This is a genomic window from Halpernia frigidisoli (assembly GCF_900113805.1).
In the GTDB taxonomy this organism is placed as follows: Bacteria; Bacteroidota; Bacteroidia; order Flavobacteriales; family Weeksellaceae; genus Halpernia; species Halpernia frigidisoli.
This window is the reverse complement of the sequence record NZ_FOQT01000003.1, coordinates 89,025-103,981: the sequence shown is the minus strand read 5'-3', so window position 1 is coordinate 103,981 and position 14,957 is coordinate 89,025. Positions and strand designations below refer to the sequence as shown.

Sequence of the window (14,957 nt, the reverse complement as noted above, 5' to 3'; positions counted from 1 at the left end):
TTATTTTAATAAATTTTTTATTACATCAATTGAGTTGAACGACGATAAACTTTTCGGTTTTTAGATAAAAAATTTAATGATAAAAATTATCAATGCGGCAGTTTGTCTTTTATAATTCCATAAACAAATGTTCCTAAAAGCGATGCGGCGATAACTATTAAAATTGAGTAAAATCCTGCGTCCGCTAATATAAACATCGGTCCCGGACACGCGCCTGTTAATGCCCATCCCAATCCGAAAATCAAACCGCCAAGCAAATATCGACTGATACCTCTCTCTTTGGATTTTAAAACTATTTCCTTATTTCCGGCTGTTCGCAAATTCTTTTTTTTAATAATTTGAACACCTATCGCGCCTATAATAACCGCAGATCCTATAATACCAAACATATGAAATGAGCCAAACCGGAACATTTCATAGATACGAAACCAGGACGCGGCTTCAGATTTATACATGATGATCCCGAAAAATATACCAATTGCTAAAAATTTTAAATATTTCATTTAGTTTTGATTCTTTTATAGTCATTATTTTTTTGACTGTTACTTGTTTGCGCTTATTTAATTATTTTTTGTGAAGACTTGATCAACCAAAAATTAAAGGATAAATAAAATAAACCATGATCAAACCGCCCGCAAAAAAGCCAATAACAGCGACCAATGAAGGAATCTGCAAATTGCTAAGACCAGAAATGGCATGTCCCGAAGTACATCCGCCCGCATAACGGCTACCAAAACCGACTAAAAAACCACCCACAACTAAAATAGTAAGCGTAAAAGGATCACTAAGTTTTTCTACACTGAAAATTTCCGGTGGTAAATAGGCTGCGTTTGCACTTGAAATGCCATAATCTTTTGATAGTTCCGCAGCTATTTCCGGGTTTATTTTTACAATATTGTTCGACATATATTTTGACGCGAGAAAACCACCAATTACAGCACCTAAAACTACCATTAAGTTCCAGCGTTCTTTTCGCCAATCAAATTTAAAAAATTCAGAAAATTTTCCTGCACCACCAATTGTGCACATTGTTCGAAGGTTTGAAGACATTCCAAACTGTTTTCCTGTAAATAGCAAAACAAACATTGTCAATGCTATTAACGGTCCTACCACATACCATGGCCAAGGTTCATATATCCAATTCATATTTTTTATTTTAGAACAATTTTAAATATTTATTTTTTTAATAATTTCAAACTCTCCGATATCTTCCCCAAGGTCAAATACTTTTAAATCAGGAAACACATTTTCAATTATACTGCTTGCCACGGCACTTCTATAGCCACCAGCACAATGAACCACGATATTTTTATCTAAAGGAATATCTTTGGCGGTTTCCCGTAGATTGGTAAGTGGGTGTGCCAAAGCATTTTCAAAATATTGACCTTCATCTATCTCTGACTGATTTCTAACATCAACAATTGTGTAATTATTCGGATTTTTTTTAAACGCTTCAAGATTTAATTTTTCCATTGTTTTTAAATCTTCATTTGCCAATGTTATTACAGATTTAACAAGTGTTTCATAGCCGATTTTTGCGATTCTTTGCAAAATGTTTTCTTTATCATTAATATTTTCTACAACGACAGTAAATTTTTCATCTGGTTTAATAACTGTTCCCAGCCATGTTTCGAATTTTGAGGTTTCTGATGCTGCCTGAATATTTATGCTGCCTTTTAAGTGATTTTTTTTAAAGCTTTCCTCTGATCTCACGTCGATTATTAAACCATCAGATTTCGCATTTTCTTTAAAGGATATATTTTTGATAAAATTTTCTGAATGTTGTGCACCTTTTTTATTTAAATCAACATCAAAACCGAAATAAGCAGGAATTGATGGCTGACCGTTTAAAATTACATTAAGAAATTCTTCTTCAGTTTGCTTTTTAAAAGCCCAGTTGCTTTTTCTCTCATTTCCTAAAGTGCTGCTTGGCTTATCGCTCAAATTTTTTCCGCATAAAGAACCTGCGCCGTGAGTGGGAAATACAACGGATTCATCGCTTAAGTTGGCGAATTTAAAAGTGATTGTTTCATACATCATTTTTGCTAACTCTTCTCTTTTTGCTGTCATATTTCCGGCATTTTCCCGCAAATCAGGTCTACCAACATCGCCTATAAATAAAGTATCACCTGTGAAAAGTACAGTTTCGTTCTTATGTTTTGCAACTATTGTGATGCTGTCAGGTGAATGTCCCGGCGTATTCATTGCGCTAAGAATAACTTCACCCAACATTAAACTGATTCCATCATCAAAAGTTTCGTGTGGATAATCTGCACCTAGTTTTTCACTTACATATATTTTTGCGCCAGTTTCATCATGTATCTGCAAATGAGAACTGACAAAATCTGCATGTGGATGCGTTTCAAAAACAGCTACGATTTCAGCATTATTTGCTTTAGCAAAATCATAATACTGCTGTGGATTTCTTTCGGGATCTATTACAGCCATTTTTCCCTCACTTATTATGGCGTAAGAATAATGGGATAATGGTTTATATTCAAATTGTTTAATTGTCATAACTAATATTTAATGCAAAATTAGAGAAGGTTTTTTTATTAAATGGTAACTTTTGATACACAATGAAATCTTTCCTAATTGATTTTTTTAAAACTACAGAACTGAAAATTTTGTATGGTTGAAAAAGGTGTAATGTGATCAGAAGAAATACTATTAAAAAGAGAGAAATTTTCATTAAAAATCAAGTTTAAATCCCGCTCATCATATTGCACAATATTCAAACCGCTGCATTTTTTTGGACCGAGTTTAGAAAATGTACCAATAATTAGCGAATTTGAAATATAATTTGAAGTGAGTGATCTGTAATTTTCAATCTCTTTTTGGTCAGTTAAAAAATGAAAAGCAGCACGATCATGCCACAGATCATAACTTTCTTCCGGTTGAAAATCGTTGATATCAGAAACGATCCACTTTACATTTTCGGCAAATTCCCCGAGTCTATTTTTTGCTTTTTCAATCGCTTTAGAGGAAATATCAAGAACGCTTAAGTTACTGTAACCTTCTTTTAAAAGCCAGTCTACAAGATTACTGTCGCCAGCGCCGATATCGATAATTTTAGCGCTTTTCGGTAAATTAGTTTGTCTGATCAAATCCAGAGATATTCCCGGATTTTCCTGCGTCCAACTTACTTCGTTTGGTGATTTCGTTTCATATACGTTTTCCCAATGCTGTTTTTTTTCCATTTTAATTTTAAATAATATTCATTAATAGAAATTTAAAATAATATTTCCTTGCTCAAGATATAAGCGCCCATTATTAATACAAACCAACCGAAACTGGTTTTTAATTTTTTTCCGTTAATAAATTGATTCAAATAAATTCCGAAAAATACACCAATAATTGCAACTGTGGAAAATGATAATAAGAATTTCCAGTCAATTGAAACCTCGTTTACATCACCTAAAAATCCCAGTAAAGAATTAATTGCAATAATAAACAACGATGTTCCTACCGCTTTTTTCATCGATAATCCAGCCAGTAAAACTAAAATAGGAATTATAATGAAACCGCCACCAGCGCCGACAATTCCGGTTACTAATCCTGTTAAAAGTCCTAAAACCGAAAGGTTAAAACTATTATAATTGTTTATATTCGATTTTTTGCTTTCTATTTCTGTTGTGTTTTTTTTGATCATGGAAATAGCAGCAGTTACCATCAAAATTGCGAAAAACACCATAATGGCGATGTTTTTTGTTAAAATATAACCGTTAAATTTAATAATGACTTCGGGAATAACGGGGATCAAGAATTTTCTAACTGAATAGATAGAAATTACTGCCGGAACAGCGAACGTAAAGGCTGTTTTGTAATCTACTAAACCTTTCTGCAGATTTTTGCCCGCGCCAAAAAGAGAAACAATTCCTACAACGAACAGAGAATATGCGGTTGCAGTTACAGGTTCGATTCCCAATAGATAGACGAAAACAGGAGCGGTCAAAATGGAGCCTCCACCTCCGATTAATCCTAAAATCACACCGATTATTAACGCTCCCAAATAACCTAAAATAAGTACAAAATCCATCCTAAAATATTTTTCACAAAGTTAAAGTGTAGATTTTTACCAATTCGTAACTATTGTTACACAGGTTTTTTATTTTAAAAGATATTTAATACTGTTTCTGTTTAATTCAACGAGATTTTCTCTTTCAAGTGTTTTCAGTAAGCGTGAAATTACAACGCGGGAAGTATTTAGATCGTCAGCAATTTGCTGATGTGTTGTTTCTATAATATTGCTGTTTGATATTTTTACTTTATTGGCCAAATATTTTAGCAGGCGTTTGTCCATATTCAAAAAGGCGATGCTGTCAACAGTTTCCAAGACTTCCATAAAACGGTCCTGATAACTTTGCAATACGAAATTTCGCCAGGTTTTGTATTTTATCATCCACTCATCCATTTTTTGCACAGGGATCATAATTAGCGACACATCTGTTTCAGCAACAGCCCGAATTTCACTTTTTGCATTGCCAACGCAGCATGTAAGTGTCATCGCACAGGTGTTTCCTTTCTCTAAAAAATAAAGTAATAATTCTTTGCCATTGTCGTCTTCCCGGGAAATTTTGATGTTACCAGAAATAATTAAAGGTATAAATTTAACATAGTTACCAATTTCAATGATGATATCACCTTCTTTAAATTCTTTTGGAATTCCCGTTTCGCTAATTTCCCGCAATAATTCGGGCTCAAAAATGGATATGAAATTATCGATCATAACTATTATTAAATTATTTTATCAAATATAAAGAATAATCGGCTTTATAATAAAAGTGATCTACTTGATAAAATCTAAATTTTCAGATAATCTTAATAGCCCTGATAGAAGCGGCATCCTTTTTTTTATCTAAAATATATCTTTCAGTAACAATATCATCTCAAAAAAAAGATACAGCGGATAGCAGGATTAAGCTTCAAAAAAAAGTTTAAAAGTATAAAAAAGCAAAAAACCTTCAATTGCTTGAAGGTTTTTTTAGTAGCCCGTAGGGGAGTCGAACCCCTCTTACCAGGATGAAAACCTGAGGTCCTAACCGATAGACGAACGGGCCATCCGTCGTTTTATTTTATGCTAAGCCGTTTACGTGCTTAGTTAATTTGCTTGTTAAGTTAGCCGCTTTATTTTTGTGGATAATATTTTTCTTAGCTAATTTACCCAATAACGCGATTACTTTTGGTAATTGCTCAGATGCAGCAGTTTTATCTTCTTCATTTCTCAAAACTTTTACAGCAGATCTTGCAGATTTGTAGTAATATTTGTTTCTGATTCTTCTAACTTCTGATTGTCTGATTCTTTTCAGAGCTGATTTATGATTTGCCATATTTTCTAAAAACTTGGGTGCAAAGATAAATAATTATTTCTATTTTCAAAATCTTTTTTTGAAAAAAAACGAAAAAATAATCTTTACTGATTTTTTATTGTTTTTGTAGCCTATAGAGGAATCGAACCCCTGTTGCAAGACTGAAAATCTTGAGTCCTTACCACTAGACGAATAGGCCAAAATTTTCTGAGTGCAAAATTAGTAAAAATTAGGCGTTATGAAAAATTTAAATCTAATTATTTAGAACTTTTTCAATCACCGTATTTTTAATGCCCTTTTTCTCCAGATCATTTTGAACCTCAACAGCCTGCTCCAGCGAACGGAATTTACCGTAAGTGTAATAAAAAAGCCCTTTATCCTTATTTCGGTCTACATCTTTCAGTGCCGTTAAAATGTAAGAATTGCTATTCAGTTTATCTTTTGAAACAAGTAATTCTATTCTGTAATATCCGCTTCCCAATGTTTGGTTTGGAATAAATCCTACCGAAAAAGCATTCCTAAAGCCTGCATCTTTTGCCGTCTTGATATTATTATCCCGAATGGAAGTCATATTGGTCGTGCTGTAGTAATATTTATAAAGTCCGTTTTCTTTTAGGGTTAAAATATATTTTAAACCTTTTAATGCCGGATCATCTTCATTGTATTTTATCGGCGTGCTCATCAGCATAATTCTAAAATCATTCTTAGAAGGAATTTCGACAGGTTTTGGAGGTTCTACAGGCGCTGTAACGGCCATGACGTTTCCTTTTAAATTTTTATAGCTTATGATCGCGTCGTAGACTGATCTTGCGATTTCGTTTTGACCTTCATCCGATATCAAATAATGCGCTTCATCATTATTACTAATAAATCCTGTCTCAACAAGAATAGAAGGCATTGCATTAAGCCTTAAAACGTGTAAGTCTTTTTGTTTTACACCACGGGAAAGTCGTTTATTCTTATTGGCAAAATTATCCTCTACAAAACTTCCTATCGCTAAACTTGCCTCTAAATATTTACTTTGTTGAATTTTTAAAGCAATAATAGATTCCGGTGCACTCGGATTATATCTGGAAAAGGTTTGGCGGTCTTCTGCATTTAGAAAAGAAACATCATTTTCTTCTTTTGCCACTTCAAGGTTGGTTCTGTTTTGATCAGGTCCCTGTACAAAAGTTTCTGTGCCATAAGGAGTTGGTCCGGAAGCATTACAATGTATTGAAATGAAAAGATCCGCTTTACTTCGGTTAGCAAGATTTGTTCTTGAGGTTAAAGAAGGATATTCGTCAACAGTTCGGGTAAAAATAACTTTAATGTCTTTGTTTTTCTCTAAAAGTTTCCCCAATTTTAACGTTATCTGCAAGGTAACGTCTTTTTCATTCACCTTTCCAACATCAGAGTAAGATCTGTTCGCTCCAAAGTCTGACCCGCCGTGGCCTGCATCCAAAACCAAAACAAACTTTTTTTGAGCTAATGTAAATGAAGAAAACAGGAGAGAAATAAGAAAAAAGCACTTAATAATGTTAAATCTTGGATTAATCATCTTTCAATTTTAAAATTTATATTAATTTTGAGCCCAACTATCAACAACCAACTTTGCACAAAACAGTCTTCAAAAATATACTACATATTTTACTTATCCTAATTTTTAACAATTTTTTAGCACAAACCACGCCGAAAAATTCACCGGAAAACAGGATCATAACCGATACAATAAGATCAAAAGACACTTTGGTTGTGAAAGAACAGCTGGAAGACGTGGTGCAAAGTAAGGCAGAAAACATCCGAAATGATCTGCCAAAAAAGATGACTTATCTTAACAGAAAAGCCCAGGTCATTTATCAAGATCTGCAGATCGATGCAGATTATATTAGCATTGACTGGGACAAAGGTCTTGTCTTTGCTCGCGGAAAGCTGGATTCATTAGGCAAAATAAGAGAGCCTGTTATTACAACGCAAGCCAGTAAAAAATATGAAACAGATCAGTTTTCCTATAATTTAAAAACAAAACAAGCGATCGCTTTCAATGCTCGAACGGAAGAAAGCGAAGGCGTTATTGTGGCGCAAAAAACAAAAAAATACAATGATTCTGTTTTCTTTATGCGTCAGGGAAAATACACCACTGATGAGTATTTCATTAAGAAAAAAGATACTACCGCAGATTATTATTTATTGGCGCCAACTATTAAATTAATCAAAGGATCAAAAAAATCTCAGGTTATCACCGGTCCTATTCAGCTTTATATTGAAGATGTTCCAACGCCGTTAATTTTACCTTTTGCAATTTTGCCCTTTTCTGATAAACGTTCTGCAGGTATTTTAATTCCGAGCTTTGGTGAGCGCCAGGATGTGGGATTTTTCTTAAATGGTCTTGGCTATTATCAGCCGATCGGCGATCATTTTGATTTAAAAGTGCTTGCGGATATTTGCACAAAAGGCAGTTATAACCTTAAACCAGAATTAAATTATAAGAAAAATTACAGTTATTCCGGTAATTTTTCAGCGGATGTGGGAACGACTGTTCGTGGTATAAAAGGTTTGGACAGTTATTCAAAGTCCGGAACTTATAGAATTTCGTGGCGACATTCGCAGGATACGAAAGCCAATCCTTTATTGACTTTTTCCGCTTCCGTGGATATTGTAAGTACTAAATTTTATAATAACACGGTAAATAACGATTATATTTTTAACCAAAACGTACTAAATACCCAGCAGAATTCAACGGTAAGTTTGATAAAAAGATTTCTTACTTTGCCGGTAACTATCACAGCGACAGGTTCTTATTCTCAAAATTTTTCTACGGGTTTGACGGATATTCGTTTACCTCAGATGAATGTGGCGATCAATCAGTTTTTTTTACTAAAATCTAAAACAGGATTACGAAGTGGTTTACTGGAAAATATTACGGTAAATACTGGTTTTAACTTAAATAATTACGTTTCCGCGCCACAAAATCAGTTATTTTCAAAAACAATTTTTGATAAACTGCAAACCGGAATTACCAATTCCATCGCTTTAGGAACAAATACCACGCTGGCAAAATACTTTACGTTTTCACTTGCTGCAAATATTAATAATGCGCTTACGACGAAAACGTTAAACAGATATTATAATCCTGTTACCAATATTCTGGAGAATAATATCAATAACAATGTCGCTGGTTTTTCAAGTTTTTCTACCAGTTTAAGTTTGCAAACTACCGTTTACGGGCAAAAGAATTTTGCGAAAGGAAGTGCAATTCAGGCGATCAGACATGTAATTACGCCAAGTTTAAGTTTTAGTTATTCGCCTGACTTTAGCAAACCCCGGTATGGTTATTACAAAAATTATGTAGATAACCGTGGTGCTTTGACGCCATATTCTATTTTTGACGGCGGTATTATTGGGTCTCCAAATGCGAGTTTACAGGAAGCGATAGGTTTCAGCATTGGAAATAATATTGAGATGAAAGTCAGATCTAAAAGTGATTCTACAGGAACGAAAAAAGTAAAAATCTTTGAAAATTTAAATATTTCAGGGAATTATAATTTTGCTGCGACGACGAATAAATGGTCTGTTTTCAGTATAAATGGGCAGTCTTCTTTTTTTAATAACAAGTTGAATGTCAACACCAGTTTATCTCTTGAGCCCTATCAGATACTTTTTGCGCCGGGAGATGATTTGGGAATTAGAACAGATAAATTTGGTTATTTCAGTTTGCAGAGTTTTAATCTGCAGTTGAGTTATCCTTTAAGTTCAGATATTTTTGGTAAAGAAAAAGATCTTGCTAAAACCTATAAAGCAAAAGGCGAAATACGCAATGAAAATTATTATTTTGATGATGATAATTATGCGCATTTTAACCAGCCATGGACTTTAAATATCAATGCCAATTACGCATACACAAGAAATTTATCAAGATTTGGTCAAAAAGTAGCGTCCGTAGGTTTGGATGGAAGTATTAAACTAACACCTTACTGGAACGTGACCGGAAGTACAAATATAGATGTTGTTTCTAAACAATTAGCTTACACAAGAATTGGATTTTCCCGTGATCAAAGAAGTTTTACCATCAATTTTAACTGGGTTCCTTTTGGTCAGTATAAAGTGTATGATTTTTTCATCGGGATAAAAGCCAATATTTTAAAAGACGCCGTAAAATATAAAGACAGAAGTTTCACCCAACCAAACGCTCCATTTTAATTAAATAAATGTGAACGGATTGTGAAGTAAAATTTTATATTTGCGCTATCATAAATTTTAATGAGAAAAACCACCTAATTATGGCCAAGAAAATTATCTCGACTCAATTTGCACCGTCAGCTATCGGACCTTATTCTCAGGCTAATTTTGCGAACGGAATTCTGTATATTTCCGGGCAAATACCTGTTGATCCAGCTTCCGGTAAACTTGTGGAAGGTATTGTGAAGGAAACTCATCAGGTGATGAAAAATTTAAAAGCTGTTTTAGAAGAAGCAGGAATGGGTTTCAGAAATGTGGTAAAAGCGACCATTTATTTAAAAAATATGGATGATTTTGCACAAATGAATGAAATCTACGCTTCCTACTTAGAAGCAGATTCGTACCCAGCTAGAGAAACAGTGCAGGTTTCCTGTTTGCCAAAAAATGTTGACATAGAAATTTCAATGATCGCTCATCAAGATTAAATGAACTTTTTAAGAAATACTTTTGCAGTTATTGTAGGGCTTTTTGTAGCCGGACTCATCATTACTTTAGGTATAAGATTGAATCCATCGTGGGTTACTTACGATCGTTATACTGCATTTGAGCAATGGGAAAGTGTTTTAAAATCTGTGCAGCATAAACCTTATTTTTTTGTGGCACTTCTTATTTCAACCGGCGTTGCATCTACAATCGGTGGCGTTATCACCGCAATTATTGTGAAATATGCTAAAGTTGCTTACGCTATTTTGATTGGTTTTATTTTGCTTTTCATAGCAATGCTTGACATTATTATTTTTCCTTATCATCCTACATTTTACAAGATCACTATTTTTCTCACCTTTTTTCCTTTTGCCTGGATGGGCGGGAAGATAACGGAAGTGATATATAATCGTAAAAAAAGGGTAGAAGAGAGATTAGCACTACTTGTGAAAAGCGTACAATCTACCATTAAAAGTGATCAAAAAGAAGATTAAATTATCTTAACCGTTCACTCGATCAGATCATATTTTCAAATTTTATCCGGATTTTTTGCTTAAATATTTTCTTTTTTAAAATTTAAAATAATTTTTACCATTTAATTTTTGATAAGAATTTAAAATAAAAAAAACGCAACTTTTTACGGTTGCGTTTTTTATTAAATATGAATTTATCGGTTAAGGCATTTTAAAACCTTTCGTGTAAATTCTCCCGTATCCATCGACAAATTTCACAGATACATTTCCTTTATAACCCGCAAGGATTTTTTCTACATCTTTTTGAGAATTAACCGGTTTTCCATTAATTTCCATAATAACATAATTATCCTGAACTCCTATTTTTGCGAGTTCTCCTGCATCAACCGTATTTTGTACCAATACGCCGCTTTCTAAACCGTAATCTGTTTTCACTTTATCACTTAAAGAAAGAAAATCTGCGCCTATTTTTTCAGTCACCGTAAGATCTGCTTTACTTCTTGCCGAAGTGCCACCGTTTTGATCTTTTAAAGTAACGCTTGACGTATATTCTTTACCATTTCTCATGTAAGTTACGTTCAGTTTGTCACCAGGTCTTTTGCTACCAACGGCCACGGAAAGATCAGAGAAGTTTAAAATATTAACGTTGTCGATCTTTGTAATGATGTCGCCAAGTTTTAACCCCGCATCTTCTGCACCACTTTTATCAGTAACGCCTACTACATAAATACCAGAACCTATTTTTATATTGGTTTTTTTATCCTGATTATAAGCTGCAACCTGCTGATCATTAGATAAATCTAAGGAATTAACGCCTAAGAAGCCTCGCTGAACAAGACCATATTTTTTAAGATCTTCTACTACTTTTCTCGCTAAATTTGCTGGAACTGCAAAACCATAACCTTCATAATAACCTGTATTTGAAGAAATTGCGGAGTTGATACCAATCAAATCACCATTTGTATTTACCAACGCGCCTCCGGAATTTCCAGGATTGATCGCCGCATCTGTTTGAATAAAACTTTCGATCGGCGTTTTACTTTGTTGGCTTAAAAGGTCAATGCTTCTACCTTTAGCGGAAATAATACCTGCTGTCACGGTAGAATTTAAACCTAAAGGATTTCCTACGGCTAGAACCCATTGTCCTACTTCTACATTATCAGAATTGGCAAAATTTAAATAAGGTAATCCACTTTCCTCGATTTTTAAAAGTGCAATATCTGTATTTGGATCACGGCCAATTAAATTAGCGATGTATGTTTTTTGGTTTGAAAGTACCACTTCAAGTTTATTGGCGCCCGCTACAACGTGATTGTTCGAGATGATATAACCATCTGGAGAAATAATTACGCCTGAACCCAAACTTGTCGGCATATTTTTCGGTGGTTGCTGTCTTTGCTGAGGTTGCTGTTTTTGTCGCCCACCGCCTCCGAATGGATCATTGCCACCGCCAAAAAACCAGTCATACATATCCTGGTTAGAAGAATTGTCCTGCGACCGCGCGGTATTTTGATAATTTTTAATGGTAACAACCGCCGGAACGACCATTTTAGAAGCTTTTACAAAATCGTCGCTCGCACCTTCCGTATTCATGGAAGCAAATCTTGCATCTTTATTAGAATTATGGAAATAAGACATATCCGCATTATCCCTGGAAGGCGTGAAATAAGTGATGGCACCAAAAGTAGTACCCGCAGAAATTACCCCGACAATCGCTAGTGGTAATAACTTTTTTAAACTGTTCTTCATTTTACTGTACTTGGTTTTTATGATTTTAATATTCAAAATTAATGATAAATAGGTAGTATAAAAAGTACCTCTGTTTCATATTTAACGATACTTTAACAAGAATTATGCAACTTTAAAATTTAGCACTGTTATTTATTTAAAATTTAAGAAACTTTAGCATAAAATTTAAAATTAAAAAAAATTTAAAGGATGATGTAATAAAAATTTATCTTTAGTTGTCTTAATATTAGAAACTAAAACATGACTTCACAAACATTTGAAACTTCGGTATTTTCCCTAAAGGATGAAATGTACCGCTTTGCAAAAAAATTTCTGCAGAGTTCAGATGAAGCGGAAGATTTGGTGCAGGATCTTTTATTGAAATTTTGGCAGAAAAAAGAAGAACTTTTGGCATACGGAAATTTGAAGTCTTATATTTTAAAATGTGTTAAAAACGATTGCCTGAATAGATTAAAGCACCATCAGGTAAAAATGAATTTTGCGGAAGTAAAATTGCACACTTCAGATGAATTTCAGATGGAAACGAATAATTTAAAAGATTATATTCTACAATATATAAGTGAATTACCGGAAAAACAGAGGATGGTCATTCACCTGAAAGATGTAGAAGAGCACGAAGTTTCAGAGATTGCTGAAATTTTGGAAATGGAAGAAAACGCAGTGCGCGTCAATTTAATGAGAGCGCGGCAGAAAGTAAAATCACAGATCACACAATTAATGAATTATGAACACAGAACAATATCATAAATTACTTCAGAAATTTTACGACGGACAAACTACAGTCGCCGAAGAAAATGTACTGAAATCGTCCGAACATTTATCTGCAGAAGATTCTCTTTATTTTGAAACTTTAAAGGAAGAAAAAAAGGAAAAATTAAACTTAGATTTTGAGCAGTTCTTGGCTTTGGCCAATAAAGAGAAAAGTATTGCGCCTGAGAAAAAAGAATCTCAATTTAAATGGGTTTGGCTTGCTGCAAGTTTAATTTTTATCTTTTCCATTGGCGCTTTTTGGCTAAATAACAGCAAAAATGACCAGGAAAAAGTAAGCCCTCAAATAGCATCCGCAGACATTTATAAAAGACGAAAAGTAGAAATTATGCAGGAAAATACGTATGAACCTGTTGCGGAAAATGCCAAACCTGATGTGCAAAAAATGGCAAAAAGTGATGATGTTCTGGATGATATCTTACCTAAAAAATCCAGAATGAAGAAAAGAGTGATTCGCCGTTATGTAAGTAACTCAAAGCCGGAAAATGCAGAAAATAAAACTGAATATCAAAGCAATTATGTCATTATCAACGGTCATAAAATCACAAGTGAGAAGGAAGCGATCGACGTGACAAAATATTCTTTCCAAATTTTAGCAAATAATGTAAACCAAACCGTAGAGCAGGCAGACGTGCTTAACACTCTCAACATGGATAAATAAATCAATAAAAACCTACCAAATTTTAAATAAAATGAAAACAAATATTCAAACCCACAGTAATTTATTAAGTACGACAAAAAAAGCCTTCGTCTTAATTGCTTTTTTATTCTGCGCCATCTTAAACGTTTCCGCACAGAGAGAAAAATTAGACGAGATCTTTGATCGTTACCAGGATTCTGATGGAATTACTTCCATTAAAATCGCCAAACCAATGTTTAGTATGCTGAACAAATTAAATTTAGGCGACGGAGAATTAGATCAAATCAAACCATTATTATCAAAAATAAACGGCTTGAAAATACTGGTCATAGAAAAACCTTCCGGCAAAATGGTTGATGGTAAAAGTGTGAAATCCGGTTTAAATTATGATGGCGTTCAAAAAGACATTTCCTCTCTTTTAAAAGGTTTGCACTACGAAGAATTAATGAGCGTGAACAGTAAGGAAAATAAAATAAAATTTCTTTCCGCCGGTGCAAAAGATGGTATTTTAGATGATCTTTTACTCAACATTTCGTCTAATGATAATATGGTTTTAATGATGCTTGACGGGAAAATTTCAATGGATGACGTTAATAATTTGGTTAATGAAACACAGAATTTCACAACATCAAATTCCTCAAATTCAAATTCATCTTCCTCTAATGTTATTAACAGAAATTCTGAAGAAAGAAAAGTAGGAAAATTCACTGGTTTAAAAGTATCGTCCGGGATAAAAGTTAATTTCACACAAGGCAATGATCAGGAAATCCGCGTAGAAACCGACGAAGATAAGATGCAATACATTGCAACAGAAGTAAAAGCTGGAATCTTAAATATTTATGTAAAAGAAACCGGCAAGAAGAATCTTAATTTCAACAAAATTTTTGTGAATGTTGTTGCACCGGAAATCAATGATATTTCTGCGACATCCGGTTCAAGTCTCACCATTTTAAATACTTTAAAAGGAGATAAATTGAATATTGAAAGCACTTCGGGTTCAAATCTAAACGGCGATTTTAATATCAGTGAAACTGTTAATTTAGAAGTTAATTCTGGGGCAAACATCAGCGCAAACATCAACGCTGCAAACTTAAATTTTGAAGGAACAAGTGGAAGTAATGCCACGATAAAAGGAAAAGTTTCTAAGGCAAATTTCAAAGGAACGAGCGCCGCCAACTGTAATGCGCAAAATTTAAATGTAGAAAATGCCTTTGCACAAGCCACTTCTGCTTCTACGGTGAGCGTAAATGTGTCAGGCAACTTAAAGGCAGACGCTTCATCCGGTGGAAAAATACGATACAAAGGAAATCCTACTATAGACAGCAATATCAGCAAAATGTCCGGCGGTTCACTTGTAAAATTTTAAAAAAACAACAC

15 protein-coding genes and 2 tRNA genes are annotated in these 14,957 nt (G+C 33.9%); 6 read left to right on the top strand and 11 right to left on the bottom strand.

What is annotated here, in order from left to right; all coding sequences use genetic code 11:
- Nucleotides 1-89: 89 nt before the first annotated feature.
- From BM238_RS08780 to BM238_RS08735, 10 genes are all read right to left on the bottom strand, one after another.
- Complete coding sequence (locus BM238_RS08780; protein ID WP_090079955.1) at nucleotides 90-503, bottom strand: DUF6691 family protein; 414 nt, start codon at nucleotides 501-503, stop codon at nucleotides 90-92.
- Between the two features lie 82 nt (nucleotides 504-585).
- A complete protein-coding gene (locus BM238_RS08775) occupies nucleotides 586-1,146 on the bottom strand; it encodes a YeeE/YedE family protein (protein WP_090079953.1) in 561 nt (186 codons plus the stop codon).
- Between the two features lie 21 nt (nucleotides 1,147-1,167).
- Complete coding sequence (locus tag BM238_RS08770; RefSeq protein WP_090079951.1) at nucleotides 1,168-2,517, bottom strand: MBL fold metallo-hydrolase; 1,350 nt, start codon at nucleotides 2,515-2,517, stop codon at nucleotides 1,168-1,170.
- Nucleotides 2,518-2,591: 74 nt separating this feature from the next.
- Nucleotides 2,592-3,200: a class I SAM-dependent methyltransferase gene (locus BM238_RS08765; protein ID WP_090079949.1), complete on the bottom strand. Its 609-nt coding sequence runs from the start codon at nucleotides 3,198-3,200 to the stop codon at nucleotides 2,592-2,594.
- A gap of 32 nt (nucleotides 3,201-3,232) precedes the next feature.
- On the bottom strand, nucleotides 3,233-4,039 hold the full coding sequence (locus tag BM238_RS08760) for a sulfite exporter TauE/SafE family protein (RefSeq protein WP_090079947.1): 807 nt from the start codon (nucleotides 4,037-4,039) through the stop codon (nucleotides 3,233-3,235).
- Between the two features lie 69 nt (nucleotides 4,040-4,108).
- Complete coding sequence (locus BM238_RS08755; RefSeq protein WP_090079945.1) at nucleotides 4,109-4,729, bottom strand: Crp/Fnr family transcriptional regulator; 621 nt, start codon at nucleotides 4,727-4,729, stop codon at nucleotides 4,109-4,111.
- Between the two features lie 259 nt (nucleotides 4,730-4,988).
- Nucleotides 4,989-5,060: transfer RNA gene (locus tag BM238_RS08750), tRNA-Glu, on the bottom strand.
- A gap of 15 nt (nucleotides 5,061-5,075) precedes the next feature.
- Nucleotides 5,076-5,330 carry a 30S ribosomal protein S20 gene (gene rpsT, locus BM238_RS08745; RefSeq protein WP_090079943.1) on the bottom strand — a complete coding sequence of 85 codons (255 nt, stop codon included), beginning with the start codon at nucleotides 5,328-5,330 and terminating at the stop codon, nucleotides 5,076-5,078.
- A 106-nt stretch (nucleotides 5,331-5,436) separates the two neighbouring features.
- Nucleotides 5,437-5,508 (bottom strand) — tRNA-Glu (locus BM238_RS08740).
- Between the two features lie 54 nt (nucleotides 5,509-5,562).
- The gene (locus BM238_RS08735; protein ID WP_090079940.1) at nucleotides 5,563-6,849 is read right to left on the bottom strand and encodes an N-acetylmuramoyl-L-alanine amidase family protein; all 1,287 of its coding nucleotides are present in this window, start codon (nucleotides 6,847-6,849) and stop codon (nucleotides 5,563-5,565) included.
- Between the two features lie 53 nt (nucleotides 6,850-6,902).
- On the opposite strand from BM238_RS08735, the gene BM238_RS08730 reads away from it, so the two are divergent.
- The 3 genes from BM238_RS08730 to BM238_RS08720 all read left to right on the top strand — a co-directional run bounded on the left by BM238_RS08730 (nucleotide 6,903) and on the right by BM238_RS08720 (nucleotide 10,444).
- Complete coding sequence (locus tag BM238_RS08730) at nucleotides 6,903-9,488, top strand: putative LPS assembly protein LptD (protein ID WP_177205449.1); 2,586 nt, start codon at nucleotides 6,903-6,905, stop codon at nucleotides 9,486-9,488.
- An 80-nt stretch (nucleotides 9,489-9,568) separates the two neighbouring features.
- Nucleotides 9,569-9,952, top strand: coding sequence for a RidA family protein (locus BM238_RS08725; protein WP_090079937.1), 384 nt, complete (start codon nucleotides 9,569-9,571; stop codon nucleotides 9,950-9,952).
- Nucleotides 9,953-10,444 carry a hypothetical protein gene (locus tag BM238_RS08720; RefSeq protein WP_090079935.1) on the top strand — a complete coding sequence of 164 codons (492 nt, stop codon included), beginning with the start codon at nucleotides 9,953-9,955 and terminating at the stop codon, nucleotides 10,442-10,444. It begins immediately after the preceding gene.
- 180 nt (nucleotides 10,445-10,624) lie between these two features.
- On the opposite strand, the gene BM238_RS08715 is transcribed toward BM238_RS08720, so the two are convergent.
- Nucleotides 10,625-12,172, bottom strand: coding sequence for a trypsin-like peptidase domain-containing protein (locus tag BM238_RS08715; RefSeq protein ID WP_090079933.1), 1,548 nt, complete (start codon nucleotides 12,170-12,172; stop codon nucleotides 10,625-10,627).
- A gap of 240 nt (nucleotides 12,173-12,412) precedes the next feature.
- Here BM238_RS08715 and BM238_RS08710 point away from each other — a divergent pair, with 240 nt between their 5' ends.
- Genes BM238_RS08710 through BM238_RS08700 form a run of 3 tightly spaced genes read left to right on the top strand, consistent with a single transcriptional unit; the run spans nucleotide 12,413 to nucleotide 14,946 of the window.
- A complete protein-coding gene (locus BM238_RS08710) occupies nucleotides 12,413-12,919 on the top strand; it encodes an RNA polymerase sigma factor (protein ID WP_090079930.1) in 507 nt (168 codons plus the stop codon).
- Nucleotides 12,897-13,601, top strand: coding sequence for a hypothetical protein (locus BM238_RS08705; RefSeq protein ID WP_090079928.1), 705 nt, complete (start codon nucleotides 12,897-12,899; stop codon nucleotides 13,599-13,601). Before BM238_RS08710 ends, BM238_RS08705 begins: the two co-directional genes overlap by 23 nt.
- A 31-nt stretch (nucleotides 13,602-13,632) precedes the next feature.
- The gene (locus BM238_RS08700) at nucleotides 13,633-14,946 is read left to right on the top strand and encodes a DUF4252 domain-containing protein (RefSeq protein WP_090079925.1); all 1,314 of its coding nucleotides are present in this window, start codon (nucleotides 13,633-13,635) and stop codon (nucleotides 14,944-14,946) included.
- Nucleotides 14,947-14,957 lie beyond the last annotated feature (11 nt).